This window comes from Arthrobacter sp. 10N418 (assembly GCF_056394725.1).
Window position 1 is genome coordinate 76,318 of sequence record NZ_JBFTIK010000001.1, and the last position, 25,885, is coordinate 102,202.

Here is a 25,885-nt window from a genome sequence, read left to right on the forward strand (position 1 = left end):
CTGGGATTACCCGTTGCCCTGCCGCCGACAACGCGCCGGAGCAGATCCATCCACACACAGATTGGTTGGGGTTTTGAAACTCGAACTGAGAGGGATCACGAAGCGATTCGGATCCCTGGTAGCCAATGACCACATCGATTTGGTCGTAGAGCCCGGGCAGGTCCACTGTCTGCTGGGAGAAAACGGCGCAGGGAAATCCACCCTGATGAACGTGCTCTACGGACTCTACGACCCCACCGAAGGTGAAATCCTGGTCGACGGCAAACCCGTCGTCTTCAAGGACCCCGGAGAGGCAATGGCGGCCGGCATCGGCATGGTCCATCAGCACTTCATGCTCATCCCGGTCTTCACCGTGGCCGAGAACGTGGCGCTCGGCAACGAGACCACCAAAGCTGGCGGCCTTCTCAACCTTGAAGCCACACGGGAGAAGATCCGCCAGATTTCGGACCAGTACGGGTTCGACGTCGACCCCGACGCCATGGTTGAAGACCTTCCCGTGGGTGTCCAGCAGCGCGTCGAAATCATTAAGGCCCTGGTCCGGGACGCTGAGGTCCTGATCCTGGATGAGCCCACCGCCGTGCTCACGCCGCAGGAGACCGACGAACTGCTCGATATCATCCGGCAGCTGAAGCGGGACGGGAAGTCGATCGTCTTCATTTCCCACAAGCTGCGCGAGGTCAAGGCGATTTCGGACACGATCACTGTCATCCGCCGCGGCAAGGTTGTGGGCCAGGCGGAGCCGACGGCTTCGCCGACGGAGCTGGCGTCCGCCATGGTGGGGCGCGCGGTGAGCCTGACGCTGGACAAGGGCCCGGCCAAGACCGGCGAGGTCACGTTCAAGGTCCGTCACCTGACAGTGACCGACCACAACAGCCAGCACGTTGTCGACGACCTGTCCTTCGACATCGCCAAGGGCGAGGTGCTGGCCATCGCCGGCGTGCAGGGCAACGGCCAGACCGAACTGACCGAGGCCATCCTGGGGGTCCAGCCGCACGTGTCCGGATCCATCACTCTCGACGGCGAGGAACTGCTGGGCCGAAGCGTCAAGCACATCCTCGGCGCCGGAGTCGGGTTCGTCCCCGAAGACCGCACGCTCGACGGGCTCGTGGGCACCTTCTCGATCTCCGAAAACATGATCCTGGACCTCTACGACAAAGCACCCTTCGCCCGGGGCGTGGGCATGAAGCCTGGCGTGATCGCAGAGAACGCCGCGAAGAAAGTCGAAGAGTTCGACGTCCGCATCCAGTCCGTGTCAGCGGCCGTGGGCACGCTGTCCGGTGGCAACCAGCAGAAAGTGGTGCTGGCCCGGGAACTCTCGCGGCCGCTGCGCCTGTTCATCGCGTCGCAGCCCACCCGCGGGCTGGACGTGGGATCGATTGAATTCGTCCACAAACGGGTCATCGCCGAACGGGACCACGGAACCCCCGTCATGATCGTCTCCACCGAACTGGACGAGGTAATGCAGTTGGCCGACCGGATCGCGGTCCTTTACCGTGGACGGCTGGTCGGCATTGTTCCGGCCACCACGTCCCGCGACGTGCTGGGCCTGATGATGGCTGGAGTCCCGGCCAACGAGGCCGAAGCCAGCGCCGCAGCCCACGCCCACAGCGGCCCGACGACGGCCACGGTGCCGGAGCCTGCCGGCCACGAAGGAGAAGCACATGTCTGAAAAGACGACCCCGGAGCCGGCGGCTGCGGCCCGCAAGCACGCTGCGGTCCCCCCTGAGCACCACGAACCCGAGCCGGACACGTCCGGCGCCGTCGCCTCCGACGTCGTCCTCGACACCGCCGGGGGCCAGATCCCCCCGTCCGCCGTTCCGGCAGCGACGCAACGGCGGGACCGGGACAGCGGCGAATCGGTGCTGCACCAGATCTTCACCGGCAACGCGATGGTGTCCGTGCTGTCCGTGCTGCTCGCCATCGTCATCGGCGGCATCCTGATGGCGGTGACCAATCCCAAGGTCGCGGCCACGGCAGGCTATTTCTTCGCCCTTCCGGGAGACCTGCTGACCGAAGTGTTCCGCCCGTACGCGGCCCTGGTCCAGGGCTCCATCTTCAACTGGGCCGGCGCTGACCTGGCCGCGCAGCTGTACCCGATCACCGAGACGCTGACCGTCGCCACCCCGCTGATCTGCGCCGGGCTCGGCGTGGCACTGGCCTTCCGTGCAGGCCTGTTCAACATCGGCGCGCAGGGGCAGATCATCTTCGGCGCCCTCTTTGGCGCCTACACCGGCTTTGCCTGGCACCTGCCGATCGGGTTGCACCTGCTGGTCGTCATCCTCGCCGGCCTCGTCGGCGGGGCGGTCTGGGGCGGCGTTGTCGGCCTGCTGAAGGCCAGGACGGGGGCGCATGAGGTGATCGTGACGATCATGCTCAACTACATCGCCAACTTCCTGCTCCTGTTCCTGCTGACCACCCCGGCTTTCCAGCGCAAGGGTTCCACCAACCCCATCTCCCCGTTCCTGGACTCCACCGCGCTGTTCCCGGAACTGCTGGGACCCCAGTTCCGGCTGCACGCCGGGTTCATCGCCGCGATCCTGGCCACCGCGTTCGTCTGGTGGCTGCTGAACCGTTCCACCATCGGCTTTGAGTTCCGTGCCGTCGGCGCGAACCCGAACGCCGCCCGGACCGCCGGCATCAACGTCGCGCGCAGCACCATCCTGGTGATGGCGATCGCCGGCGCCCTGGCGGGCCTGGCCGGCATCGCCCAGGTGTCCGGCACGGAAAAGTACCTGTCCGGCGGTGTGGCAGCATCCATCGGCTTCGATGCCATCACGGTCGCGCTCCTCGGGCGCTCGACGCCGTGGGGGACGTTCTTTGCCGGGCTCCTGTTCGGAGCCTTCCGGGCCGGTGGCGTGGCCATGCAGGCCCAGACGCAGACGCCAATCGACATTGTCCTCGTCATCCAGTCCCTGATCGTGCTGTTCATCGCAGCACCGCCGCTGGTCCGTGCGATATTCGGACTCAATCCCCGTAAGAAGAAGTCCACCAAGAGTGGGACCGCCGGTTCAACGGCCGGCGGCGTGAAGAGCGGAGCGGCAGCATGAGCGCCACGACACAACCTCCCGCCAGCCGGCAGGCAGCGGAAGGCCCCGGACAGACAGGGGGACGGGCCGGCGCCAAAGCGGGCACCGCCGAACTGGTGAGCTGGAAAGCCGGCATCGGACTCGGCCTGCTGGCCGTACTCGGCACCATCTTGTTCGGCTTCCTGGCCAACACGAAGTCGGCCGGCTTCCGGATCGCCGAAGCCCGCGACCCCAACGCCTCGTCCGCTGCAGCGTGGATCACGCTCGTTGTCGCGCTGGCCGCCGCCGCGTACCTGGGCTACCGGTGGATGAACCGGCGCCGCAGCGGCGAAACTGTGGACCGCTGGATTCCGTCAGCCACCGTCGCGGCCGTCGTCGTGCTCGGCCTGGCCGCCCTCGGCGTCGCCCGGGTCGAAAAGATCACCGTGCCGTCCATGGCGCTGGGCTGGATCTGCTCCGTCCTGCTGCTGGCCATGGCCGCCTACACCTGCTTCCTGACCTTTGAGCACCGCCGGATCCCGGGATGGCTGGGCGGCACCTTCGCGGTGGTCTTCCTCGTCGGGTTCATGATCTGGATCGTCGCGGGCGGCCGGGACACCGAGCCGTCAATTTCGCTCGGCGGCCTCATGGCCGGAGCCGTGACGCTCGCCGTTCCGCTCGTGTTTGGCTCGCTCTCCGGTGTGCTGTGTGAGCGTGCCGGTGTAGTCAACATCGCGATCGAAGGCCAGTTGCTGCTCGGCGCGTTCTCGGCAGCCGTCGTCGCCACAGTGACGGGGAACGTCTACCTCGGGCTTATTGCGGCGGCAGTGGCGGGCGCCCTCGTATCCCTGGTCCTTGCCGTGGTGAGCATCAAGTACCTCGTGAACCAGATCATTGTGGGCGTGGTGCTCAACGTGTTGATCAGCGGGCTCACCAGCTTCCTGTTCTCCACCCTGCTCACGGCGAACCCGGAGCAACTGAACAAGCCAGGCCGGCTCCAGGCAGTCGACATCCCGTTCCTTGCCGATATCCCGATCATCGGACCCATCCTGTTCCACCAGTCCCTGGTCGGCTACCTGATGTACGTCGCCGTCATCGTCGTCTATGTCGGGCTGTTCCACACCAAGTGGGGCCTGCGCGTGCGGGCCGTGGGGGAGCACCCCCAGGCTGCCGACACGGTTGGCATCAATGTGAACCGTACCCGGTTCCGCAACGTCCTCATGGGCGGTGCCATCGCCGGCATCGGCGGGTCTTTCTTCACGCTTGTCTCGGTCGACGCCTTCAGCAAGGACATGTCCGGCGGCCGCGGCTACATTGCGCTGGCTGCCATGATCTTCGGCCGCTGGAATCCGATCGGCGCCTTCCTGGCAGCACTGCTCTTCGGGTTCGCCGACAATCTGCAGAGCATCATCACCATCATCGGATCCCCGGTTCCGAGCCAGTTCATGGCCATGCTGCCCTACGCACTGACGGTCATTGCCGTGGCCGGGCTGGTCGGACGTTCGCGGCCGCCAGCGGCCGACGGCATACCGTACGTCAAGGGCTGACGGCCGTGCGCGAAGAACAGTCCGCCGCGGCCCCGGACTCCGGTACGGCCGTATCCGTCGGATCCGCCGGATCCTCCGGCGTTGACTGGGCGGCCCTGGAGGCCGCCGCGGTCGCCGCCATGAAGAACGCCTACGCGCCGTATTCGAAGTTCGCGGTCGGGGCAGCCGGCCTCACCGCGGACGGCCGCATCGTGAGCGGCTGCAACGTCGAAAACGCCAGCTACGGACTGACCCTGTGCGCCGAGTGCGCCCTCGTGGGCAACCTGCACATGACCGGCGGCGGCCTGCTGCGCGCCTTTTATTGTGTCGACGCCGGCGGCAACGTCCTGATGCCGTGCGGACGCTGCCGGCAGCTGCTCTATGAATTCCGGGCTCCGGGCATGGAGCTCATGACCACACAGGGAATCAAGACCATGGACCAAGTCCTTCCCGATGCCTTTGGCCCCCAACACCTGGAGGAAACCCGGTGACACCGACCCCACACATGTCTGAAGCGTTCGACGCCGTCGATATCATCCGCATCAAGCGGGACAAGGGCGTGCTCAGCCCCGCGCAGATCGACTGGACCATCGACGCCTACACCCGCGGCGCCATCGCCGATGAACAGATGGCCGCCTTGAACATGGCCATCCTGCTCAACGGCATGGACCGTGCCGAGATCTCCCGCTGGACGGCGGCGATGATCGCCTCCGGTGAGCGGATGGACTTCTCCAGCCTGCGCCGGCCCGACGGCGGCGTGAAGCCCACGTCCGACAAGCACTCAACCGGCGGCGTCGGGGACAAGATCACGCTCCCGCTGGCGCCCCTCGTGGCCGTTTTCGGGGTTGCCGTACCGCAGCTCTCGGGCCGCGGGCTGGGCCACACCGGCGGCACCCTGGACAAGCTTGAGGCGATCCCGGGCTGGCGCGCGGACCTAAGCAACGAGGAAATGCTGGCCCAGCTCCAGGACGTGGGCGCGGTCATCTGCGCGGCAGGCGCCGGCCTGGCCCCGGCCGACAAGAAGCTCTACGCCCTCCGCGACGTCACCGGAACAGTGGAAGCCATCCCGCTGATCGCGTCCTCGATCATGAGCAAGAAGATCGCCGAAGGCACCGGTTCCCTGGTGCTTGACGTCAAGGTGGGCAGCGGCGCCTTCATGAAGGACGAGGCCCGGGCGCGCGAACTGGCCGAAACCATGGTGGCACTGGGCAAGGACGCCGGCGTCAACACGGTGGCCCTGCTGACCAACATGAACACGCCGCTGGGCCTGACGGCCGGCAACGCGATCGAGGTCGAGGAATCGGTCGAGGTCCTGGCCGGCGGAGGCCCGGAAGACGTCGTCGAACTCACGGTCCGGCTGGCGGAAGAGATGCTGGCCTGCGCCGGCGTCCACGACGCCGACCCGCGGGCCGCCCTGAAGGACGGCCGCGCCATGGACGTGTGGAACCGCATGATCCGGGCGCAGGGCGGGGACCCCCGGGCCAAACTGCCGGTCGCGAAGGAATCCGAGGTCATCTACGCCCCCGCCGACGGTGTCCTGGTGGAGCTCGACGCCATGGCCGTCGGGGTCGCCGCGTGGCGTCTCGGGGCCGGACGCGCCCGCAAGGAGGACGTGGTCCAGGCCGGCGCCGGCGTGCGCATGCACGCCAAGCCCGGCGCCACCGTGAAGGCCGGCGAGCCGCTCATGACCCTCCTGACGGACACTCCGGAGAAGTTCGAACGGGCCAAGGAGGCACTCGAACACGCCGCCATGATCGCGCCGGAAGGCTCCCGGCCGGCGCAGCAGCTCATCATCGACCGCATCGCCTGACCCCACCCTCCGAGACCCCAGCCCTGACCCCTCCAGCCCGGTTGCGCATCCTGCTCGTAGCGCAACCGGAGGGGAGGCGGGCGGGCCGGCCAGTACACTGGCACCACAGCAGCCGGGAGACTCCTGGCCCCGCCGTGCGTTAGGAAACCGTGCAGGCAATCAACGACTTCATCCTCGCAGCCGCAGGGCAACCCTGGGTCCTCGTCCTTGTGTTCGCCTGCTGCGTCATTGACGGCTTCTTCCCGCCCATTCCCAGCGAGTCGGTCGTGGTCGGGCTGGCCGCCGTCGCGGCGACGGCGGAGGTCCCGAACCCGGTGTTCCTGATCGCGACTGCCGCCGCCGGCGCCTTCCTGGGCGACAACATCGCGTATGTGATCGGACGGGGCACCGGCATGCGCCGCTGGCCATGGATGCAGCGGCCCCGTCTGCAACGGGCGTTCGACTGGGCCGGACGGGAATTGCGGAAACGGCCCGCTTCGCTGATCCTTGTGGCGCGCTTTGTCCCGATCGGCCGGGTGGCCGTGAACCTGGCCGCCGGGGTCACGCACTACCGCCGGTACCGGTTCGCGGGGCTGACCGCGTTCTCGGGGATGCTCTGGGCAGGCTACTCCGTGGGGGTCGGGACGTTCTTCGGACACCGGTTTGAGGACAACCAGCTGCTGGCCGCAATTACCGCCATCATCTGCGCGATCGTCCTGGGGGTCCTCGTCGATGTAGGCATCAGCAAGATCCGCGGGAAGCTACCGGAGGAGCGCAGGCACGCGGCTCCGCCGTCGGAGCCCTAGCCTGGCCTCCGGGGTGCCTTCCGGCGGGCACCGCAGGGTGCCGGCGAGAAGAACCACAGCGGCAACGTAGCGGAGCCAGCCTTGGGCATGGGACACTTAGGAGCGATTCACGTCACTTCCGGGTGTCATATTTTGCGCTTCGTTTCGTCCCACATTTTCCGCTAGGAGCAATGCCCGCGTGGAGTTCATTAATCAGGTCGTGCTCCATGCAGCTGGCCAGTGGTGGATTTACCCCCTCCTCCTGGTCTTCTTCTTTGTGGACGGCTTCGCAATGGTGGTCCCGAGCGAGACCCTGATTGTGGCCCTCGCGGCGTACTCCCTGCACAGCGGACAGCCCAATCTCTGGATCCTGGGCCTGACGGCGCTCGTCGGTGCGATCGCGGGCGACAATACGGCCTACATGCTGGGCCGCAAGATCGGCCTGGAACGGTTCCGGTGGATGCGCAAGCCGAAGGTCCAAAAGGTCTTCGGCTGGGCGAGGTACGAACTCGAAAAGCGCGGGGCCGTCCTGATCTTCACGGCACGCTACATTCCCTGGGGACGCGTGGCCGTCAACTATGTTGCCGGCACCACCGGCTTTCCGCACCGGAGATTCTTCTTCCTGGACGCCTCTGCCTGCCTGACCTGGGTGGTCTATTCCCTGGGCATCGGGGTCCTGGCCAGCTCCTTCCCGTGGCTGCACCACAACCCGTTGCTGAGTGCGGGCATCGCGGTCGTGTTCGCCATCGTGCTGGGTGTCCTGATCGACCACCTCCTGCGCTGGTGGCACAAACGCCTGGGACGCCACGACGGCGGACCCGCCGGTCCCGCCGTAGGAGAGCCCGCGCACGCGGCCCACCCAGGCCCCGGCGCCGTGCTCACGGGAACCTCCCAGGACGCCGACGCCGGCCGGAAGTAGCGTCCGGCGTCCTTGCGACCCTATGGTTGGAACGTGACTGAGACTATTCCTGACGCTGCCCCTGACATCGACTTCGACCTGAAGGGCCTTCCCAAGGTTTCCCTTCACGACCACCTGGACGGCGGACTCCGTCCGGCCACCATCATTGAACTTGCCGAGGCCGTCGGACACACGCTGCCCTCGAGCGACCCGGTCGCACTGGGGGAGTGGTTCCGCGAATCCGCCGACTCCGGTTCCCTGGTCCGCTACCTCGAGACGTTCGACCACACCATCGCCGTCATGCAGACCAAGGAAGGCCTGTTCCGCGTCGCCAAGGAATTCGTCGAGGACCTGGCCGACGACGGCGTTGTGTACGGCGAAGTGCGGTGGGCCCCCGAACAGCACCTGCAGAAGGGCCTGAGCCTGGACGACGTCGTCGAAGCCGTGCAGGCGGGGCTGGAAGCCGGCGTCGATGCAGTCGCCGAAACCGGCCGTGACATCCAGGTCGGCCAGCTCATCACCGCCATGCGGCACGCGGACCGCGGCCAGGAGATTGCCGAGCTGGCAGTCCGGCACCGGTACAAGGGCGCGGTCGGCTTCGACATTGCAGGAGCCGAGGACGGCTTCCTGCCCTCCCGGTTCAAGGACGCCTTCACCTACCTTGCGCAGCACAACTTCCCGGCCACCGTCCACGCGGGCGAGGCCGCGGGCCTGGAGAGCATCCAGTCGGCACTGGTGGACGGCCGGGCCCTGCGCCTGGGCCACGGTGTGCGGATCGCCGAAGACGTCACCGTCGAATTCGACGAAGATGAAGGCCCCGACGCCGACAGCGACGAAGTCAACGACAACATCGGCCTCGTGACCCTGGGCGAACTCGCCAGCTGGGTCCGCGACCGCGGCATCGCGCTGGAGATCTGCCCCTCCTCCAACCTGCAGACCGGCGCCATTGCCGGCTTAGGCGAGGGAATCGAGAGCCACCCGCTGGACATGCTCTACCAGCTCGGCTTCAACGTCACCATCAACACCGACAACCGGCTCATGAGCGGCGTGACCCTTACCGACGAGTTCGAGCTGCTCGTGGAGACCTTCGACTACGACCTCGACGACCTGCTCGAGCTGACGCTCAACGCAGCCGAGGCCGCCTTCCTTCCGCTGGAAGAGAAGGAAGCCCTGGTCGAATACATCAACGAGGCCTACGCCGACCTTGGCTAGCACCAACTCCAACGCGGTGGACGCGCCGGGCGATGGTCCCGCAGCAGGGCTCAGGCAGCTGCTGGAGACCATCGCCGAGCTGCGCGCCCACTGCCCCTGGATGGGCGCCCTCACCCACGAATCCCTCGTGGAGTACCTCCTGGAGGAAGCCTACGAGGTCGCGGAAACCATCGAAACCGGCGGCGGCGATGCTGAACTTAAAGCCGAGCTTGGCGACGTCCTCCTGCAGGTGGTGCTCCACGCCCGGCTCGCCGAGGAGCGCCACTCGTTTACTTTCGACGACGTCGCCCGCGGCCTCAACGCCAAGATGGTCCGCCGTAATCCGCACGTCTTCCGCCCCGACGGCTCACTGCAGGGCTCCTTCCCCGCCACGGTGGAGGAAATCGTGCTCACCTGGGACGCGGTCAAAAAGGCGGAAAAGCCCGAAAGCGGGCACGCCTTCGACGGTGTGCCTGCGGCGCTTCCGGCGCTTGCCCGGGCCCAGAAGCTCCTGGACCGGGCCGAACGGGCCGGCCTCGCCCCTGTCTCCGGGCAGGGCGGGATCCCGGCAACGGAGGAGGAGCTCGGCGAACTGCTGTTCGGCATCGTCGCAGCCGCGCGCGGCACAGGACTCGACGCCGAACGTGCCCTCCGCGGGGCGGCGCGCCGCTTCCAGGCCCAGCAAAGTGCCGCATCATGACGTCCGGGTTTTGGATAGTTTTCCGTAACCTCCGCCGCCCTCGACTACGCTAGTAGCGACTAGGACGTCGAGTTTTTCCGCTAGATTCCCAGCTGTCAGATTCCCAGCCGATCGCTTCACCCAAAGGAGCAAATCCATGGCGCTTATCGATGCCATCCACGCCCGCGAGATCCTCGATTCCCGTGGCAACCCCACAGTAGAAGTTGAAGTCCTGCTCTCCGACGGCCAGATTGGCCGCGCAGCAGTTCCCTCCGGCGCCTCCACCGGCGAGCACGAGGCCGTCGAGCTTCGCGACGGCGACAAGGGCCGGTACCTCGGCAAGGGTGTCCAGAAGGCGGTCGACGCTGTCATCGACCAGATCGCCCCGGCCCTGATCGGCTTCGACGCGACGGACCAGCGCAGCATCGACCAGTCCATGATCGACCTCGACGGCACCCCGAACAAGAGCAAGCTCGGCGCCAACGCCATCCTGGGCGTGTCCCTGGCTGTCGCCAACGCCGCTGCGGCCTCCGCCGACCTGCCGCTGTACAAGTACCTGGGCGGCCCGAACGCCCACGTCCTGCCCGTGCCGCTGATGAACATCCTCAACGGCGGCTCGCACGCCGATTCCGACGTCGACATCCAGGAGTTCATGGTTGTCCCGCTCGGCGCCGAGACCTTCTCCGAAGGACTGCGCTGGGGTGTCGAGGTCTACCACGCGCTCAAGGCCGTCCTGCAGGAAAAGGGTCTTTCCACGGGCCTTGGTGACGAGGGTGGCTTCGCCCCGAACCTGCCCTCCAACCGCGCGGCTCTGGACCTGATCCAGGAAGCCATTAAGAACGCCGGCTACACCCCGGGCAAGGACATTGCGCTGGCCCTGGACGTCGCCTCGTCCGAGTTCTACACCGACGGCGCCTACCAGTTCGAAGGCAAGGCCCTGAGCTCCGCTGACATGAGCGCCTACTACGCCGAACTCGTTGCCGACTACCCGCTGGTTTCCATCGAGGACCCGCTTGACGAGAACGACTGGGAAGGCTGGAAGGCCCTCACCGACGCAATCGGCGACAAGGTCCAGATTGTCGGCGATGACCTCTTCGTCACCAACCCGGAGCGTCTGCAGACCGGCATCGACTCGAAGACCGCCAACTCGCTGCTGGTCAAGGTCAACCAGATCGGTTCCCTGACCGAGACCCTGGATGCTGTTTCCCTCGCCCAGCGCGCGGGCTACACCACCATCACGTCGCACCGTTCCGGTGAGACCGAAGACACCACGATCGCTGATATCGCCGTTGCCACCAACGCCGGCCAGATCAAGACCGGTGCCCCGGCCCGATCCGAACGCGTCGCGAAGTACAACCAGCTGCTGCGCATCGAAGAGGAACTCGACGACGCCGCACGCTACGCCGGACGCAGCGCCTTCCCGCGTTTCAAAGGCTAGAAGCCGCGAAAACCAGTGACCGGTGGCTATGGTTGAAAGACCATGGCCACCGGTGCTGTTTCGGATCCTTTAACAGCTGGCTTGATGCTGGCGCCTGAATGATGACGCCGCCGGTCCAGGCCGCGGAGGCCAGCAGGAGAGAAGCAAGCCAGCCCGGCAGGGACCGGGCATTACAGGAGTGACATGGCTACCCGCCGTCCCAAGGTTCCCCGGGCTGCGCCCGCGGCCCCCACGTCCCCGGCCGCAGGCTTGGGGGCAGGCGACGACGGCGACGTCATCAAGGCGGACTTCGGCGGGTCCCGCAGTGCGGCCCCAGGACAGGAACCCGGGCGTGCACCCGGCAAACAGGCGCCAAGGCCCGCGGCCGGCAAACCGGCAGCCGCACAGCCTGCATCAAGCAAGCCTGCATCAAGCAGGCCGGCACCGGGCGGCGCCGGCTGGCCCAGGACAGCCAAACCCGCCGCCAAAGGCACCCCCGACCCGACGTCCACGACGAAAACCGGCACGACGGAGTCTGCGGGGTCCCTCGACCCCGTACCCGCCAAGGCGTTCTCGGGCAGGCTCCTGGCCCTCGGCGTCGTCATGATCGCCATCACCATCATGCTGGCGCCCACGGTCAAGATCTTCCTCGACAAACGCGCCGAAATCGCCGGACTACAGGCGGACATCGCGGCCCAGCAGTCGAAGCAGAACGATCTCAAGCACCAGGTCTCGCGGTGGCAGGATCCGAACTATGTGAAACAGCAGGCCCGCGACCGCATTAACATGGTTATGCCCGGAGAGACGGGCTACTGGGTATTCGGCAGCGATCTTCCTGCAGGACAGTCCGGTGGCGCCGCGGGTGCACCAACAGCTCAAGACCCGGCCAACCTGCCGTGGGTGGACTCCCTCTGGGAATCCATCAGGCGGTCGGCAACAGACTAGACGCGGCGCCCGCCGCCGGGGCCGTCGTACGGACAGCCTATGAACAGGGCAGGAAGGTGCCGCGCCAGTGGACGAGAACCCAGGGGCACAGACCCCAGTGGCAGGGAACACTGCGAGCCCGGCAGGCACGTTTGAGGGTGGCCGTCAGCCGTCCACGCACGACCTCGACGTCCTGAGCCGCCAGCTCGGACGGCCGGTCCGCGACGTCGTCGAGATCCCGGCACGCTGCGTCTGCGGCAACCCGCTCGTGGCGGCCACCTCGCCGCGGCTCAGCAACGGCACACCGTTTCCCACGACCTTCTACTTGACGCATCCAGTGATCACCTCCGCGGTCTCTCGGCTGGAAGCAGCCGGGCTCATGAACCGGATGAACGACCGGCTCGGCACCGACGCGGCGCTGGCTGCCGGCTACCACGCCGCGCACGAGGCCTACCTGGCCTCCCGGGCCGAGATCGGCGCAAGGTCAGGCATCGGCTCCGTCCCTGAGATCGACGGCGTCTCCGCTGGCGGCATGCCTACCCGGGTTAAGTGCCTGCATGTCCTCGTGGGGCATTCCCTGGCCGCCGGACCGGGCGTCAACCCGCTCGGTGATGAAGCCATCGCCGCCATCAGCGAATGGTGGACGGCGGACCGGTGCTACTGCCACGGCGCCTGGGACACCGGGGGAGAGGTTCCCGCGCAGGACCTCAGCCGCCACGGCCCGCAGGGCCTGCCGGAGATCGTCGGCCGCCCCGCCCCGGTCCGCAAGTCACGCACCGCAGGGACCGCTGACGACGCCGAGGCCGGACAGTGACCCGCGTCGCCGCCGTCGACTGCGGCACGAACTCCATCCGTCTGCTGATCGCGGACATCGAAACAGCCGGCGACAAGACCGGCGGGACACCGCAACTGACGGACGTCGTGCGGGAAATGCGCGTGGTCCGGCTGGGGCAGGACGTGGACGCCACGGGGGAGCTTGCCCAGGAAGCCCTCGAGCGCACCTTCGCGGCAACCCGGGACTACGCCGCGCTCATTCGTGAGCATGGCGCCGAGAAAGTGCGCTTCGTGGCGACGTCGGCCACCCGGGATGCCAGCAACCGGCAGGTCTTCGTCGATGGGATCCGCGAAGTCCTCGGTGTGGAACCGGAAGTGATCACGGGGGATGAGGAAGCCGCGCTGTCCTTCGCCGGCGCCAGCAGCGTCCTGCCCTCCCGCGGCGAGGACCCGGTGCTCGTGGTGGATCTGGGCGGCGGCAGCACGGAGTTCGTGCTCGGAAACGCCGGCGGCGTCATCGCCGCCAGGAGCGTCGACGTCGGCTGCGTCCGCATGACCGAGCGGCACCTGCGCAGCGACCCGCCCACGGCGGAGGAGATCACCGCGGCCGAGGCCGACGTCGACGCCGCGATCGCCGAGGCGGCACTGACCGTTCCGCTGGAACGCGCCGCCGCCGTCGTCGGCGTCGCGGGTTCCGTCACCACCATCACAGCCCACGCGCTGCGCCTGCCGGAGTATTCCCCGGCCGCGATCCACGGCACGGAGCTTGGCCTGGAGGCCGCGCGGAAGGCGTGCACGGAACTCCTGGACATGTCCCGCGCGGACCGCGCCGCGCTGCCTTATATGCATCCGGGCCGGGTGGATGTGATCGGCGCCGGCGGGCTCGTCTGGCGACGTGTCCTGGCGCGTCTCGCAGAGGCCACGGACGGCCGGATCGCCACGGCCGTCACCAGCGAACACGATATTCTTGACGGAATTGCCCTCAGCATTAGCTGATCGCGCATCAGCTGTTTGCCCCAGAAATGCGTGCTTCTGCTCGATGGCGCATCCGCCGATAGGACCCGAATGACCAGAGCAACAGCCCGGCACCGAAGGACCGCCTCGGCGTTGATGGCCTTGGCCCTCGCCGGCGGCACCCTGGCGGCGGCACTCACCGCTGCCCCGGCCGCCCACGCCGATTCCTGGCGTGACAAGGAATACTGGCTCGCCGAGTCCGGGATCACCAAGGCCTGGGAGGTCTCCAAAGGCGCGAACGTCAAAGTGGCCGTGATCGACAGCGGCGTGGACGGCACCCACCCCGACTTGCTCGGAGTCCTCACCGGCGGCGCCGACATCTCCGGGGCCGGCAGCTCCAACGGCCAGAAGAGCATCGGGGCGAAGCCCGAGCACGGCACCCTTGTGGCAACGATGCTCGCCGGACGCGGCCACCAGCCCGCCGGGGCCACTGCCACCCCGAGCCCCGGTTCCGCCCCGGGCTCTCCCGTGGGGCCGGACGGGATCGTCGGCGTTGCGCCGGAGGCACAGTTGCTGTCCGTGTCCACGTGGCTGGGGTCGGCAAACCCCGGCGGCAAGACGGACCAGGACCAGATCCCGGAGGCGGTGCGGTGGGCCGTTGACAACGGCGCCCGCGTCATCAATATCTCGCTCGGCAGCACCTCTCCTGAATGGCCGCAGAGCTGGGATGCGGCGTTCCTGTACGCGGAACAAAAGGACGTGGTGATCGTCGCCGCCGCGGGCAACCGGGTGGGCGGCAACGTGCAGGTCGGCGCTCCGGCGACCATCCCGGGCGTACTCACCGTGGCCGGGCTCGACCGCAAGGGCGCTGCGAGCATCGATTCCTCCTCCCAGGGCATCAGCATCGGCGTCGCCGCTCCCGCCGAGAACCTCGTCGGGGGCATGCCCGCTGGCGGCTACGCCGAATGGGCCGGCACCTCCGGCGCTACCCCGATCGTTGCCGGCGTCGCTGCCCTGATCCGTTCCAAATGGCCGGACATGACAGCCAGCCAGGTCATCAACCGGATTGTCACCACCGCCAAGGACGCCGGGGCGCCCGGCAAGGATCCGTTGTACGGCTTCGGCGTGCTCGACGCCGAGGCTGCCTTGAAGGCCGACGTTCCCGAAACCAAAGTCAACCCGCTGGGCTCGATTTCAGACTGGATCCGGGTCCATCGGCGGGGGAACCTGGCCACATCCGCACCGGCGGCCGCTCCCGCACCCACCAGCGCCGCCCCGACTCTTCCCGAGGCGACAGTCCCGGTCGCGGAGCCGGCGTCCCAGCTCGACGACGCCGTTCCGGCCATGGTGGTCCTGGGATTCGGCGGACTGTTCGTGTGCATCGTCGGGGCAGCCGCGTTCCACCTGAGGCGTGCACTGCGGGGCCCCAGGGAGTCGCCCGGGGATCCGGAAACCGGGGTGCTGGATTCAGTAGGGTCGGGGGACCCGACATAGTTAGTGAAGTTTTTCACAAACTACTGTATTCTTGACCCATGGCATCCTCCCCTCAGCTCCAGGACCGTCCCCGGGTACTCGTCGTCGGCGGCGGGTACGTCGGCCTGTACGTAGCCCTCAAACTGCAGAAAAAGATCGCGAACGCCGGCGGCATCGTCACCGTCGTGGATCCCCTGCCCTACATGACCTACCAGCCCTTCCTGCCCGAAGTTGCCGGCGGCAACATCGAGGCGCGCCACGCCGTCGTCTCGCACCGCAAGCACCTGAAGCAGACTGAACTGATCGAGGGCCGCGTTACCTCGATCGATCACGCCAACCGGACCGCCGTGATTGCACCGGCCGACGGTGGCGAGAACTTCGAGATTCCCTACTTCGACGTCGTCGTGGCAGCCGGTGCCATCACCCGCACCTTCCCCATCAAGGGCCTCGCGGAGAAGGGCATCGGCCTGAAGACCATCGAGGAAGCCGTGGCCCTCCGCAACGGTGTCCTTGAGCGCATCGAAACCGGCTCCCTCATGACCGACCCCGTCCAGCGTGCCCGCGCGCTGACGTTCGTCGTCGTCGGCGGCGGCTTCGCCGGCATCGAGTGCATCACCGAAATGGAAGACCTGGCCCGCGCCGCGGTCAAGAACAACCCGCGCGTCAAGCAGGAGGAAGTCCGCTTCGTCCTGGTCGAGGCCATGGGCCGCATCATGCCTGAGGTCACCGCGAAGCAGGCCGAATGGGTTGTCGAGCACCTCCGCAGCCGCGGCATCGAGGTCCTGCTCAACACGTCCCTCGACAACGCCGAGGGGTCCCTGAAGCTCATCAACCTCCCGGACAAGTCCCCGGCGCAGGAATTCGAATCCGACACCCTGGTCTGGACTGCCGGCGTGCAGGCCAACCCGATGGTCCGCTCCACCGATTTCCCGCTCGAGCCCCGCGGACGCGTCCGCGTTCTCGCCGACCTGCGCATCGCAGGCGACGAAGGCATCGTCGAGAACGCCTGGGCTGCCGGCGACGTTGCGGCAGTGCCGGACCTCACGGGCAGCGGCCTGCCGGATGGCACCTGCGTTCCCAACGCCCAGCACGCCCTTCGCCAGGCCAAGCGCCTCGCCAAGAACCTGTGGGCCTCCCGCTGGAACAAGGAGCTCAAGGACTACAAGCACAAGAACCTGGGCGCCGTCGCCGGCTTCGGCGAATGGAAGGGTGTAGCCAACATCAACCTCGTGGGCCGCATCGGGCTCAAGGGCCCGCTGGCCTGGCTGGCACACCGCGGCTACCACGGCCTGGCCATGCCGACTGTTGAGCGCAAGATCCGCGTCATCTCCGGCTGGTTCTGGCAGCTCTTCCTGGGCCGCGACACCACCCAGCTGATGGACCTGGACAATCCGCGCGGGGCCTTCGTGGCCGCGGCGACGCCGGCACCCAAGCCGGCCGCCGCTGCCGCCGCCCCGGCAGCCGGGAAGCCAGCGCCGGAGGCTGCCAAGTCCGACGCCAAGGAAGCTGTTCCGGCCGATTCCAAGTAGCCCGCAGTAGCCTTTCGACGGCGGCTGTTCCCCTTTGGGGGAGCGGCCGCCGTTGCCGTTGGCGGGCCCGCAGACACGCGTGAGCGCGGCCGGAACCCGGCCGCGCTCCGGCCGCGTTCCGGCCGGTGGCCGGGCGGTTGGCTGGCCGGTGGCGGGCGGAACCGCGCCTAGACTGGCTGGATGACTGGTGAAAAAGACCTCCGCACGCTGCTGGCAACCATGCACCCCGTGCGTCGCGACGGCGAGTTCGTCTACGTGCTCTGGCCCCATGGCAAGCCCCTGGCGGGCGGGATCGCGGCCGCCGTCCGCGAGGCCGAGGGGCTGACGGTAGTGATGCCGCGGGCTGATGCGGATGGCCTCGGGCTGTCGTACGACTTTGTTGCGGCCTGGATCACGCTTGAGGTGCATTCCTCGCTGGAAGCCGTGGGCCTGACGGCCGCCGTCAGCGCTGCCCTGACTGAGGCGAAAATCAGCTGCAACGTCCTGGCTGGCTTCCATCATGACCACCTGCTGGTGCCCGTGGCGGACGCCGAGCGGGCCCTAGAGGTCTTGCACGAACTGGTGGAAGACAGCGGGCAGCAGCGGTCCGCGCCTGCGCTCACGCTGCGCAGCGAACAGCCCGCAGACCGCCCGGCCGTCCTGGCACTTACCGGCGCTGCCTTTACCGTGTCACCCGTGACAGGGCTGCCGGTCGAGGGGGAGCCGGAGGAGGTCGGACTGCTGAACAGCCTCTTCGACTGCGAGGACTACCTGCCGGAGTTCAGCATCGTCGCGGAGCTCGACGGCGAGATCGTCGGCCATGTGATCAGCACCCGCGGGCGGGTAGGGGACCTGGAACTCCTGGGCCTTGGCCCAATCGGGGTCCTGCCGCGGCTCCAGCGGCACGGGATCGGTACGGCGCTCTTGAACGAAACCGTGGCCCGCGCCAACGCCGCGGGGGAGCGGGGCATCGCCCTGCTGGGCAGCCCGGAGTTCTATTCCCGCTTCGGATTCGTACCGTCCACGTCCCTTGGCGTGGAATCACCGGATGCTGCGTGGGGAGGCCATTTCCAGCTTCTGCCGCTGGCCGTCTGGCCCGGAGGCGTCAGCGGCACCTTCCGTTACGCAGCACCGTTCACGCACTGATAGCCGGCCCCGGACGGGATACCATTGACCGGGCGCCCCAGTAGCCCAATTGGCAGAGGCAGCGGACTTAAAATCCGCGTGTTGTGGGTTCGAGTCCCACCTGGGGCACAGCGCGGGGCCAAGGGCACGGACGGCCACGTTGCGGGGCCGTCCGGAGCCTTCTCCGCGCCTTCCGCCTCCTCCCGGTATGACCGTACCGCCGCCCGCGCACTCCCGGCAGATTTCCTCTATGCAACGAGTGTTATAAGGATGTGACCCTAGTCACTTATGTTCGGGCCGAAATTGCATTAGCTTGAAGTTAAATCAGGAACACCTGATCTTTCGCGTCAAAGGCCGTTCGCACCTTTAGATCGAGGAGATTCTTCATGACTTCACTCCCCCAGGTGGCGCCGCGCATTGCTAAGCTCACAGCGCTTAGCATTGGCGTCGCCCTTCTGGCTACGGCTTGTGGCGGTTCGTCGACCCCGACGTCCACCGGGTCCGCTTCCGCCAAGGCTGCCGGCATCTCCTGCCCGGCCCCCAGTGCAACCGCCGGAGCCAGCAGTGCTGCCGCGGCCGCTGGCGGGTCCGTGCCCGCCTCCGCCACCACCACCCCCACGCCCCTGAAGATTGGCTCGCTCCTGCCGACCACCGGATCGCTGGCATTCCTCGGCCCGCCCGAAATCGCGGGTGTCAACCTGGGCATCAAGGAAATCAATGATGCCGGCGGCGTGCTCGGCAAGCCCGTCGAGGTCATCCACCGCGACTCCGGTGACACGAAGACGGACATCGCCACCCAGTCCACCACCGCATTGCTGGGCCAGGGCGTCAGCGCAATCGTTGGTGCCGCGTCCTCCGGCGTCTCAAAGACGGTCATCAACCAGATCACCGGCGCCGGCGTGGTCCAGTTCTCCCCGGCCAACACGTCCCCGGACTTCACTACGTGGGATGACAAGGGTCTCTACTGGCGCACCGCCCCCTCGGATGTGCTCCAGGGCAAGGTCCTCGGCAACTACATGGCGACCTGTGGCGCGCAGACCGTCGGCATGATCGTCCTGAACGACGCCTACGGAACCGGTCTGGCAAAGAACGTGCAGGCCGCGTTTGAAGCAGCAGGCGGCAAGGTCGTTGCCCAGGAGCTCTTCAATGAAGGTGATTCCCAGTTCAGCAGCCAGGTGGACAAGGTCCTCGCAGCCAAGCCGGACGCCATTGCCCTGATCAGCTTTGACCAGGCTAAGAGCATCATTCCGCTCATGACGGGCAAGGGCGTCAAGCCCACCCAGATCTTCATGGTGGACGGCAACATGTCCGACTACAGCAAGGACTTCCAGCCGGGCACCCTGAAGGGCGCCGAAGGTACCATCCCCGGCACCTTCGCTAAGGATGACTTCAAGAAGAAGCTCCTGGCCATTGATCCGGCACTGAAGGACTATAGCTACTCAGGCGAGTCCTACGACGCAGTGAACCTGATCGCGCTGGCAGCCGAGGAAGCCAAGAGCACCAAGGGCACCGATATCGCTGCACACCTGAAGGACGTTTCCGAAGGTGGCGAGAAGTGCAACGACTTCCCGTCCTGTGTCACCCTCCTGCGTAACGGCAAGGACATCGACTACGACGGCCAGTCCGGTCCCGTAACTTTCTCCGACGCCGGGGACCCGACGGAAGCCTACATCGGCATCTACCAGTTCCAGGATGACAACACCTACAAGCCCGTGAAGGAAGAATTCGGCAAGCTGTAAGGCCGTTTCCCAACGACGCGCAAGAGACCCCCGTCCAGCCGGACGGGGGTCTCTTGCGTGCAGGGGAGGGGGCCATGCGGCCGGAGCACGGAGCACGGACCGCGGAACCAGACGGCGCTGTGGAACCCGCTGGGCGCTACGGAATCGGACGAGGGCTACGCGGATCCGAGGGGCGCTCGGTGCGAAAAGAGCTGACGGCGACGGAGGCAGGCGCTTGTGAAAGCGCCGTTGTCGCGTTGGGCCCACGGCGGCAGGGGTCCCTGCCCGGGCTTGCGAGGGGAGGGGCCGCCGGGTGGGCCCACGGTGGCAGGGATCCCTGCCCGAGCTTGCGAGGGGAGGGGGCCGCCGGGGAGGAACGAGCGCAGGCGCCGAGCAAGTGGCTGCGGAGGCGCCCGGACCCGGGCGGCAGCCAGACGCCGCCAGACACGCAGGAGGGCCGCCACCGGCTGGTGACGGCCCTTGCGGGAGGTACGTTCTGCTAGTCCTCGTCGGCCAGGGTACCCAGGTACAGCTGGATGACCTTCGGATCCTTCATGAGCTCCCGGCCGGTGCCCGTGTACGCGTCCTTGCCCTGGTCGAGGACATAGCCGCGGTCACAGATCTGCAGGCAGCGGCGTGCGTTCTGCTCCACCATGATCACTGAGACGCCGGCCCGGTTGATCTCGTGAACCCGCAGGAAGGTCTCGTCCTGTTTGACGGGGGAGAGGCCTGCGGAGGGCTCGTCGAGCAGCAGCACGGCCGGATCCATCATGAGTGCCCGGCCCATCGCCACCATCTGGCGCTCCCCGCCGGAGAGCGAGCCTGCACGTTGGGCGCGCCTCTTGGCGAGTTCGGGGAACAGGCTGGTCACGAAGTCGAACCGTTCGGAGAAGTCCTTGGGCCGCTGGAACATGCCCATCTGCAGGTTCTCTTCGATGGTCAGGGCCGCAAAGACGTTGTTGGTCTGCGGGACAAAACCCACGCCGCGGCTGACGAGCTTGTTGGCCTTGAGCCCCGTGATGTTCTGCCCGCGGACCACAACTGATCCGGAGTGGACCTTGACCAGGCCGAACATCGCCTTCAGCAGCGTGGACTTGCCGGCTCCGTTGGGGCCGATGATGCCGATCAGCTCGCCTTTGCGGGCTTCGATGCTGCAGCCGTTGAGGATATTGACCCCGGGGATGTAACCGGCCACCAGGTCGGTGACTTTGACCACCGAATCCTCATCGTGCACGGGCTTTGCGGCGGGTGCCGCGCTGGTGGCGCTCATTCTGTGTCCTTCTCTGTATGGCTCGGCAGGCCGCCGCGGTTCGGCTCCTCCGCGCTGCGGCGGCCGTGCGTCGTCCCGTTCGGCTCCTGCGCCTCCGTTGTGAGGACGTCGGCGGAGATGATGCCGGCGTTCTCCGTGCCGACGATCGACTCCTCGTCCGCTTCCAGTTCGGCTGCGAGTTCCTTGATGCCTTCGGAGTCGCCAAGATCGACGTCGTGGTGGGCGCCGAGGTAGGCGTCGATCACGGCCGGGTTCTTCATGACCTCTGCGGGCGGGCCTTCGGCGACGATCTTGCCCTCGGCCATCACCACGACCCAGTCGGCGATGTGGCGGACCATGTGCATGTCGTGCTCGACGAACAGCACGGTCATGCCCTCGGCCTTGAGGTTCTTGATGTGGTCCAGGAGCGACTGCGTCAGCGCCGGGTTGACGCCAGCCATGGGCTCATCGAGCATGACCAGTTTCGGCCGCACCATGAGGGACCTCGCCATTTCCAGCAGCTTGCGCTGGCCGCCGGAGAGCGACGCCGCGTAGTCATCCTTCTTGGTGTCCAGCTTGAACTTCTCCAGCAGCACGTTGGCCTCGTCCGTGATCTGCTTCTCGCGGCCGCCCCACATGCCCTTGAACAAGGCCTTGGACAGCCGCTCGCCGGGCTGGTGGGACGCGCCGAGCCGCATGTTTTCCATGACCGTGAGCTTCCCCATGACCTTGGTGAGCTGGAAGGTGCGCACCATGCCCATGCGGGCCACCTTGTAGGAGGAGACGCCGGCGATGCTCTGGCCCTCGAACTGCCATTTGCCCGAGTTGGGTGTATCGAAGCCCGTGAGCAGGTTGAACAGCGTGGTCTTGCCGGCACCGTTGGGGCCGATGAGCGCCGTGATCTTGTGCCGCGGGATCTCCAGGTATTCGACGTCGACGGCGTTGATGCCGCCGAAGCTGCGGGTCACGTTTTCCGCCACCACGATGGGATCACGCTTCTTGCAGCCGGGAGCGACCTCGCCGGCGGCGATCGGACGGGAGTCCGTCATGTAGTTGATGTCTTCTTCTGTTGACTTTTCGCTCATGCGAACGCCAGCTCCTTCTTATTGCCGAAGACTCCCTGGGGCCTGAAGATCATCAAAAGCATCAGCGCGACGCCCACCAGGATGTAGCGCAGCTGTCCGGCCTGGACCGTATTCAGCCACGTGACGGCACCGGATTCGATCAGGCCGTACAGGATGCCCTGGGTCAGTGACAGCACGACCCAGAAGATCATGGCGCCGACGACCGGACCGAGCACCGTGCCAAGACCGCCCAGCAGCAGGCAGGTGTAGAGGAAGAACGTCAGTTCGGTGCCGTAGTTCGCCGGCTGAACGGCGCCGCGGGGGAGGGTGAAGACCATGCCTGCGAGGGCGCCGAGGACGCCGCCGATGATCAGGGCCTGCATCTTGTAGGCGTAGACGTTCTTGCCGAGCGAGCGGACGGCGTTCTCGTCCTCGCGGATGCCTTTGAGGACCCGGCCCCACGGGCTGCGCATCAGCAGCCACACCAGGGTGCAGCAGATGATGACGACGGCCCACCCGACAACCCGGATGAAGAAGTCCCTGTTGTTCATGCCCAGGTATGAACCTGCGGGAAACGGGTTCATGGCGTAGAAGTCGCCCTCGAACGCGGCCAGGCCGTTGGCCGAGCCGGTCACCGAGGTCAGCTGGTTCGTTGTGACGATGTAGCGGACGATTTCCGCGGCCGCAATCGTCACGATGGCCAGATAGTCGGCCCGCAGGCGGAGGGTCGGGATACCCAGAAGCATGGCGAAAATGGCCGAACAGACGACGGCGATAAGCAGGCCGACGAAGAACGGGACCTTGAAGGTCAGTGTGGAGATGGCGAAGCCGTAGGCCCCCACCGCCATGAAACCGGCCTGGCCGAAGTTGAGCAGGCCTGAGTAGCCGAAGTGGACGGCGAGGCCCAGGGCGGCGAGGGCGTAGGCCGCCGTCGTCGGGCTGAAAAGTTCGCCCGCAGCGCTTGAAAGAATGAATCCGAAGTCCATGGCTATCTCCTAACCCACGCGCTCGCGGCGGCCCAAAATGCCCTGAGGACGGAACAAGAGGACAACAATCATGATGAACAGCGCTCCCACATATTTGAGGTCGGCGGCGAGGCCGAACACGGTGGTCAGCTCCACGAAGATGCCGACGATGACGGATCCGATCAGGGCGCCGAAGACCGTGCCGAGGCCGCCCAGGGTGACGCCGGCGAAGATGAGCAACAGGATCTGCGAGCCCATGTCGAACGTGACGCCGGGACGGTAGTACGCCCACAGGATGCCGCCGAGGGAGGCCAGCATGCCGCCGGTGATCCACACGATCCGGATGACGGAGTCGACGTCAATGCCCGAGGCAGCAGCCAGGGCCGGGTTGTCAGCCACCGCGCGGGTGGCCTTGCCCAGGCGGGTCTTGAGCAGGACGATGCCGATCACCGCGATGACGACCGCGCTGATGACGAGCGACCAGAGGTTGTTGGGCGAGATCGACACCGGGCCGATCTGGATTTCTGCGCTCTGCGCGAACGGCAGCTGCTGGGTGGCGCCCCCGAAGTAGAACTGGATCACGTAGCGGACGGCCAATGCGAGGCCGATACTGACGATCATCATCGGGACCAGGCCTGTTCCGCGGCGCCGCAGCGGCTTCCACAGGCCGGCGTCCTGGACGTAGCCGAACAGTCCTCCGCCGAGCAGGGCCAGCACGATGGCGAGCCAGAAGGGCAGGTGCATGGCGTTGAACGCGAAGACAAGCACGGCACCCAGGGTGACCATCTCGCCGTGGGCGAAGTTGGTCAGGCCGGTCGTGCCGAAGATCAGCGACAACCCCACGGAGGCGAGGGCGAGCAGCAGCCCGAAGCTCAAGCCGGCCACGAGCCGGTTGAGCAGGTTCTGGCCGAAGTCCTGCTGCTGGATTACGATGCCTTTGCCGAAGGCGAAGATCACCGAGAGGTTGGAAGTCTGGCTGAACGTGACCTTGCGTGGGTTTTCCTGGCCCTCGGCAAGCTTGATTCCTTGCGGAAGCGTGGATTCATCCAGCTTGACCTCGTACGTTCCCTGCGTGGGGACGCCGATGGTCCATGAACCGTTGGCAGCCGATTTGGCGGTTCCGGTGAAGTCCCCGCTTTTGGCGGTGATGGTCACGTCAGCGATCGGGGCGCGGTCGTCGCCGCGCAGGAAGCCGCTGATGCTGTTCGCGAACTGGGTGCTCGACGGGGATGGTGTCGGCGACGGGGTCGTGGCCTGGGATGCCGGGGCGACGACGAGCAGGAGCGCGGCGACGGTGGCGAATACAGCCCCCACAGCTTTCGCCAGTCTGCCGCGCCGTCTCGGCGACGGGCCTCTCGGTGTGCTTCTCAAATTGAAAACCTCCACGTGGGGATGGTCTGGGTTGCGCCTTTGCAACCGCTGCGAACGTTCAGGGGACGAGGGGTGTTGCGATGCGGTGGAGCGAAAAGCTTGTGATGTTCGTCACCCTGTGTGGCCCATGTTACAGCCCGGGGCGGGCAAAGAATGCCGCTGCGAGCAGGGAGAACGTCGCGATCGCGTAACAACCGCGTGACCTGCGGCGCACCGCGCCTGCCCTTGGCTGGGAAAACTTTTGTTGATCCCGGGTGTTTCCAAACTCTCAGCCGCTGCAGGGGCCGGCCGCAGGACTGCGACAGCGCTCCAGGAGCCAGTTGCGGCGCGCGGTCCGGGCGGGAATCCGCCGCCCGGCAGATCACGGTTGCGTTGCGGCCGGTCCCGGGCAGGAACCATCTCCGCCTCCGGACCGTGGGAGTTGATAGCGTGAGAGTACTGATCGCTCCTCAATCGCTATCCAGAGGTCATCACCCACCCCCTAAATATGGAGGACACCCGCAATGGCACATGGCGGAAACCCGATCTTCAACGGAAAGAATTTCCGTGGAGCCACCCAGGCACCGCCTGCCCGGCAGGCCGGGTTCGGGCAGGTCCCGTACGGCCGGAACACCTACGGCCAGGGGCCGTTCGGCCCCGGACAGTCCGGCCAGTTCCCGGGCCGCGCTCCCGGCCAGGTGATGGACGGCCAGGGCGGCTGGGCGGCACCGCAGCAGGGGATGACCCAGGAGCAGCTCCAGGAGATGTACAACCGGCCGGCCGCCGGCCCGGCTGACACCGGCCGTATGACTTTCGACGACGTTATCGTCAAGACCGCAGCCTGCCTCGGCGTACTGATGGCGGGCGCCGCCGTGACGTTGGTCGTCGCGCAGGGCCTGGCCATGATGCTGATGCTCGTGGGCGCCCTGGGCGGCTTTGTCCTCGCCATGGTCAACACCTTCAAGAAGCAGCCCTCGCCGGTGCTGATCCTGGCGTACGCCGCGCTCGAGGGCCTGTTCCTCGGCGGGCTGACCCGGATCCTGGACGGCCTGTACCCGGGCGTCGGCCTTCAGGCGGTCATCGGCACGCTCTCCGTCTTTGCCGTCACCCTTGTCCTCTTCAAGAGCGGCAAGGTGCGCGCCTCGCCCAAGGCCATGCGTTTCTTCATGATCGCCCTGATCGGCTACGCCGTCTTCGCCCTCATCAACATGGTCATGATGTGGACCGGCGCCGTCGATTCGCCGTTCGGCCTGCGCACCAGCGTGCACATCTTCGGCATTCCGCTGGGCGTCTTCATCGGCCTGCTGGCGATCGGCCTGGCTGCGTTCTCCCTCATCATGGACTTCACCAGCATCGAGGCCGGCGTCCGCAACGGAGCCCCGCAGCGGTTCTCCTGGACCGCCGCCTTCGGCCTCACGGTCACCCTGGTGTGGCTCTACGTCGAGATCATCCGGCTGCTTGCGATCCTTCGCGGCGACGACTGAGCCGGCC

At 66.8% G+C, this 25,885-nt stretch carries 22 protein-coding genes and 1 tRNA gene; 19 read left to right on the forward strand and 4 right to left on the reverse strand.

Going from position 1 to position 25,885, the window contains the following annotated elements:
* The first annotated feature begins 73 nt into the window (after positions 1 to 73).
* The 18 genes from AC1DCZ_RS00350 to AC1DCZ_RS00435 all read left to right on the forward strand — a co-directional run bounded on the left by AC1DCZ_RS00350 (position 74) and on the right by AC1DCZ_RS00435 (position 19,787).
* A complete protein-coding gene (locus AC1DCZ_RS00350) occupies positions 74 to 1,669 on the forward strand; it encodes an ABC transporter ATP-binding protein (protein WP_476894858.1) in 1,596 nt (531 codons plus the stop codon).
* Positions 1,662 to 3,047, forward strand: coding sequence for an ABC transporter permease (locus AC1DCZ_RS00355; RefSeq protein ID WP_476972902.1), 1,386 nt, complete (start codon positions 1,662 to 1,664; stop codon positions 3,045 to 3,047). The genes AC1DCZ_RS00350 and AC1DCZ_RS00355 overlap by 8 nt, the downstream gene beginning before the upstream one ends.
* Positions 3,044 to 4,552, forward strand: coding sequence for an ABC transporter permease (locus AC1DCZ_RS00360; protein ID WP_476972903.1), 1,509 nt, complete (start codon positions 3,044 to 3,046; stop codon positions 4,550 to 4,552). The genes AC1DCZ_RS00355 and AC1DCZ_RS00360 overlap by 4 nt, the downstream gene beginning before the upstream one ends.
* A gap of 95 nt (positions 4,553 to 4,647) precedes the next feature.
* On the forward strand, positions 4,648 to 5,022 hold the full coding sequence (locus AC1DCZ_RS00365) for a cytidine deaminase (RefSeq protein ID WP_476894992.1): 375 nt from the start codon (positions 4,648 to 4,650) through the stop codon (positions 5,020 to 5,022).
* A gap of 14 nt (positions 5,023 to 5,036) precedes the next feature.
* Positions 5,037 to 6,341 (forward strand): thymidine phosphorylase, encoded by a 1,305-nt coding sequence (locus tag AC1DCZ_RS00370; RefSeq protein WP_476973070.1) that lies wholly within the window; start codon positions 5,037 to 5,039, stop codon positions 6,339 to 6,341.
* Positions 6,342 to 6,490: 149 nt separating this feature from the next.
* Positions 6,491 to 7,126 (forward strand): DedA family protein, encoded by a 636-nt coding sequence (locus tag AC1DCZ_RS00375; protein ID WP_476972904.1) that lies wholly within the window; start codon positions 6,491 to 6,493, stop codon positions 7,124 to 7,126.
* 178 nt (positions 7,127 to 7,304) lie between these two features.
* Positions 7,305 to 8,024, forward strand: a complete 720-nt coding sequence (locus AC1DCZ_RS00380; protein ID WP_476972905.1) for a DedA family protein — start codon at positions 7,305 to 7,307, stop codon at positions 8,022 to 8,024.
* A 33-nt stretch (positions 8,025 to 8,057) separates the two neighbouring features.
* A complete protein-coding gene (locus AC1DCZ_RS00385; RefSeq protein WP_476972906.1) occupies positions 8,058 to 9,215 on the forward strand; it encodes an adenosine deaminase in 1,158 nt (385 codons plus the stop codon).
* Positions 9,216 to 9,315: 100 nt separating this feature from the next.
* Positions 9,316 to 9,894, forward strand: a complete 579-nt coding sequence (locus AC1DCZ_RS00390) for a MazG nucleotide pyrophosphohydrolase domain-containing protein (RefSeq protein WP_476973071.1) — start codon at positions 9,316 to 9,318, stop codon at positions 9,892 to 9,894.
* 136 nt (positions 9,895 to 10,030) lie between these two features.
* Complete coding sequence (gene eno, locus AC1DCZ_RS00395; RefSeq protein WP_476894864.1) at positions 10,031 to 11,311, forward strand: phosphopyruvate hydratase; 1,281 nt, start codon at positions 10,031 to 10,033, stop codon at positions 11,309 to 11,311.
* Positions 11,312 to 11,494: 183 nt separating this feature from the next.
* Positions 11,495 to 12,235 carry an FtsB family cell division protein gene (locus AC1DCZ_RS00400; RefSeq protein WP_476972907.1) on the forward strand — a complete coding sequence of 247 codons (741 nt, stop codon included), beginning with the start codon at positions 11,495 to 11,497 and terminating at the stop codon, positions 12,233 to 12,235.
* Positions 12,236 to 12,332: 97 nt separating this feature from the next.
* Positions 12,333 to 13,028 carry a DUF501 domain-containing protein gene (locus AC1DCZ_RS00405; RefSeq protein ID WP_476973072.1) on the forward strand — a complete coding sequence of 232 codons (696 nt, stop codon included), beginning with the start codon at positions 12,333 to 12,335 and terminating at the stop codon, positions 13,026 to 13,028.
* On the forward strand, positions 13,025 to 13,984 hold the full coding sequence (locus AC1DCZ_RS00410; RefSeq protein ID WP_476972908.1) for a Ppx/GppA phosphatase family protein: 960 nt from the start codon (positions 13,025 to 13,027) through the stop codon (positions 13,982 to 13,984). Before AC1DCZ_RS00405 ends, AC1DCZ_RS00410 begins: the two co-directional genes overlap by 4 nt.
* A 69-nt stretch (positions 13,985 to 14,053) precedes the next feature.
* Positions 14,054 to 15,436, forward strand: a complete 1,383-nt coding sequence (locus AC1DCZ_RS00415; protein ID WP_476972909.1) for a S8 family serine peptidase — start codon at positions 14,054 to 14,056, stop codon at positions 15,434 to 15,436.
* 38 nt (positions 15,437 to 15,474) lie between these two features.
* Positions 15,475 to 16,944 (forward strand): NAD(P)/FAD-dependent oxidoreductase, encoded by a 1,470-nt coding sequence (locus AC1DCZ_RS00420; RefSeq protein WP_476894868.1) that lies wholly within the window; start codon positions 15,475 to 15,477, stop codon positions 16,942 to 16,944.
* A gap of 180 nt (positions 16,945 to 17,124) precedes the next feature.
* Positions 17,125 to 18,069, forward strand: coding sequence for an N-acetyltransferase (locus AC1DCZ_RS00425; RefSeq protein WP_476972910.1), 945 nt, complete (start codon positions 17,125 to 17,127; stop codon positions 18,067 to 18,069).
* Positions 18,070 to 18,103: 34 nt separating this feature from the next.
* A tRNA-Leu gene (locus AC1DCZ_RS00430) sits at positions 18,104 to 18,177 on the forward strand.
* Positions 18,178 to 18,434: 257 nt separating this feature from the next.
* Positions 18,435 to 19,787, forward strand: a complete 1,353-nt coding sequence (locus tag AC1DCZ_RS00435; protein ID WP_476972911.1) for an ABC transporter substrate-binding protein — start codon at positions 18,435 to 18,437, stop codon at positions 19,785 to 19,787.
* 478 nt (positions 19,788 to 20,265) lie between these two features.
* Here AC1DCZ_RS00435 and AC1DCZ_RS00440 read toward each other — a convergent pair whose 3' ends face one another.
* From AC1DCZ_RS00440 to AC1DCZ_RS00455, 4 genes are read right to left on the reverse strand one after another with little or no spacing between them, the layout of a single operon-like run.
* Complete coding sequence (locus AC1DCZ_RS00440) at positions 20,266 to 21,036, reverse strand: ABC transporter ATP-binding protein (protein WP_476972912.1); 771 nt, start codon at positions 21,034 to 21,036, stop codon at positions 20,266 to 20,268.
* Entirely contained in the window at positions 21,033 to 22,100 is a 1,068-nt protein-coding gene (locus AC1DCZ_RS00445; RefSeq protein ID WP_476972913.1) for an ABC transporter ATP-binding protein, read from the reverse strand. The genes AC1DCZ_RS00440 and AC1DCZ_RS00445 overlap by 4 nt, the downstream gene beginning before the upstream one ends.
* Positions 22,097 to 23,065 (reverse strand): branched-chain amino acid ABC transporter permease, encoded by a 969-nt coding sequence (locus AC1DCZ_RS00450; protein ID WP_476894873.1) that lies wholly within the window; start codon positions 23,063 to 23,065, stop codon positions 22,097 to 22,099. The genes AC1DCZ_RS00445 and AC1DCZ_RS00450 overlap by 4 nt, the downstream gene beginning before the upstream one ends.
* Positions 23,066 to 23,074: 9 nt before the next feature.
* A complete protein-coding gene (locus AC1DCZ_RS00455; RefSeq protein WP_476972914.1) occupies positions 23,075 to 24,358 on the reverse strand; it encodes a branched-chain amino acid ABC transporter permease in 1,284 nt (427 codons plus the stop codon).
* 560 nt (positions 24,359 to 24,918) lie between these two features.
* On the opposite strand from AC1DCZ_RS00455, the gene AC1DCZ_RS00460 reads away from it, so the two are divergent.
* Positions 24,919 to 25,878: a Bax inhibitor-1/YccA family protein gene (locus AC1DCZ_RS00460; RefSeq protein ID WP_476972915.1), complete on the forward strand. Its 960-nt coding sequence runs from the start codon at positions 24,919 to 24,921 to the stop codon at positions 25,876 to 25,878.
* Positions 25,879 to 25,885 lie beyond the last annotated feature (7 nt).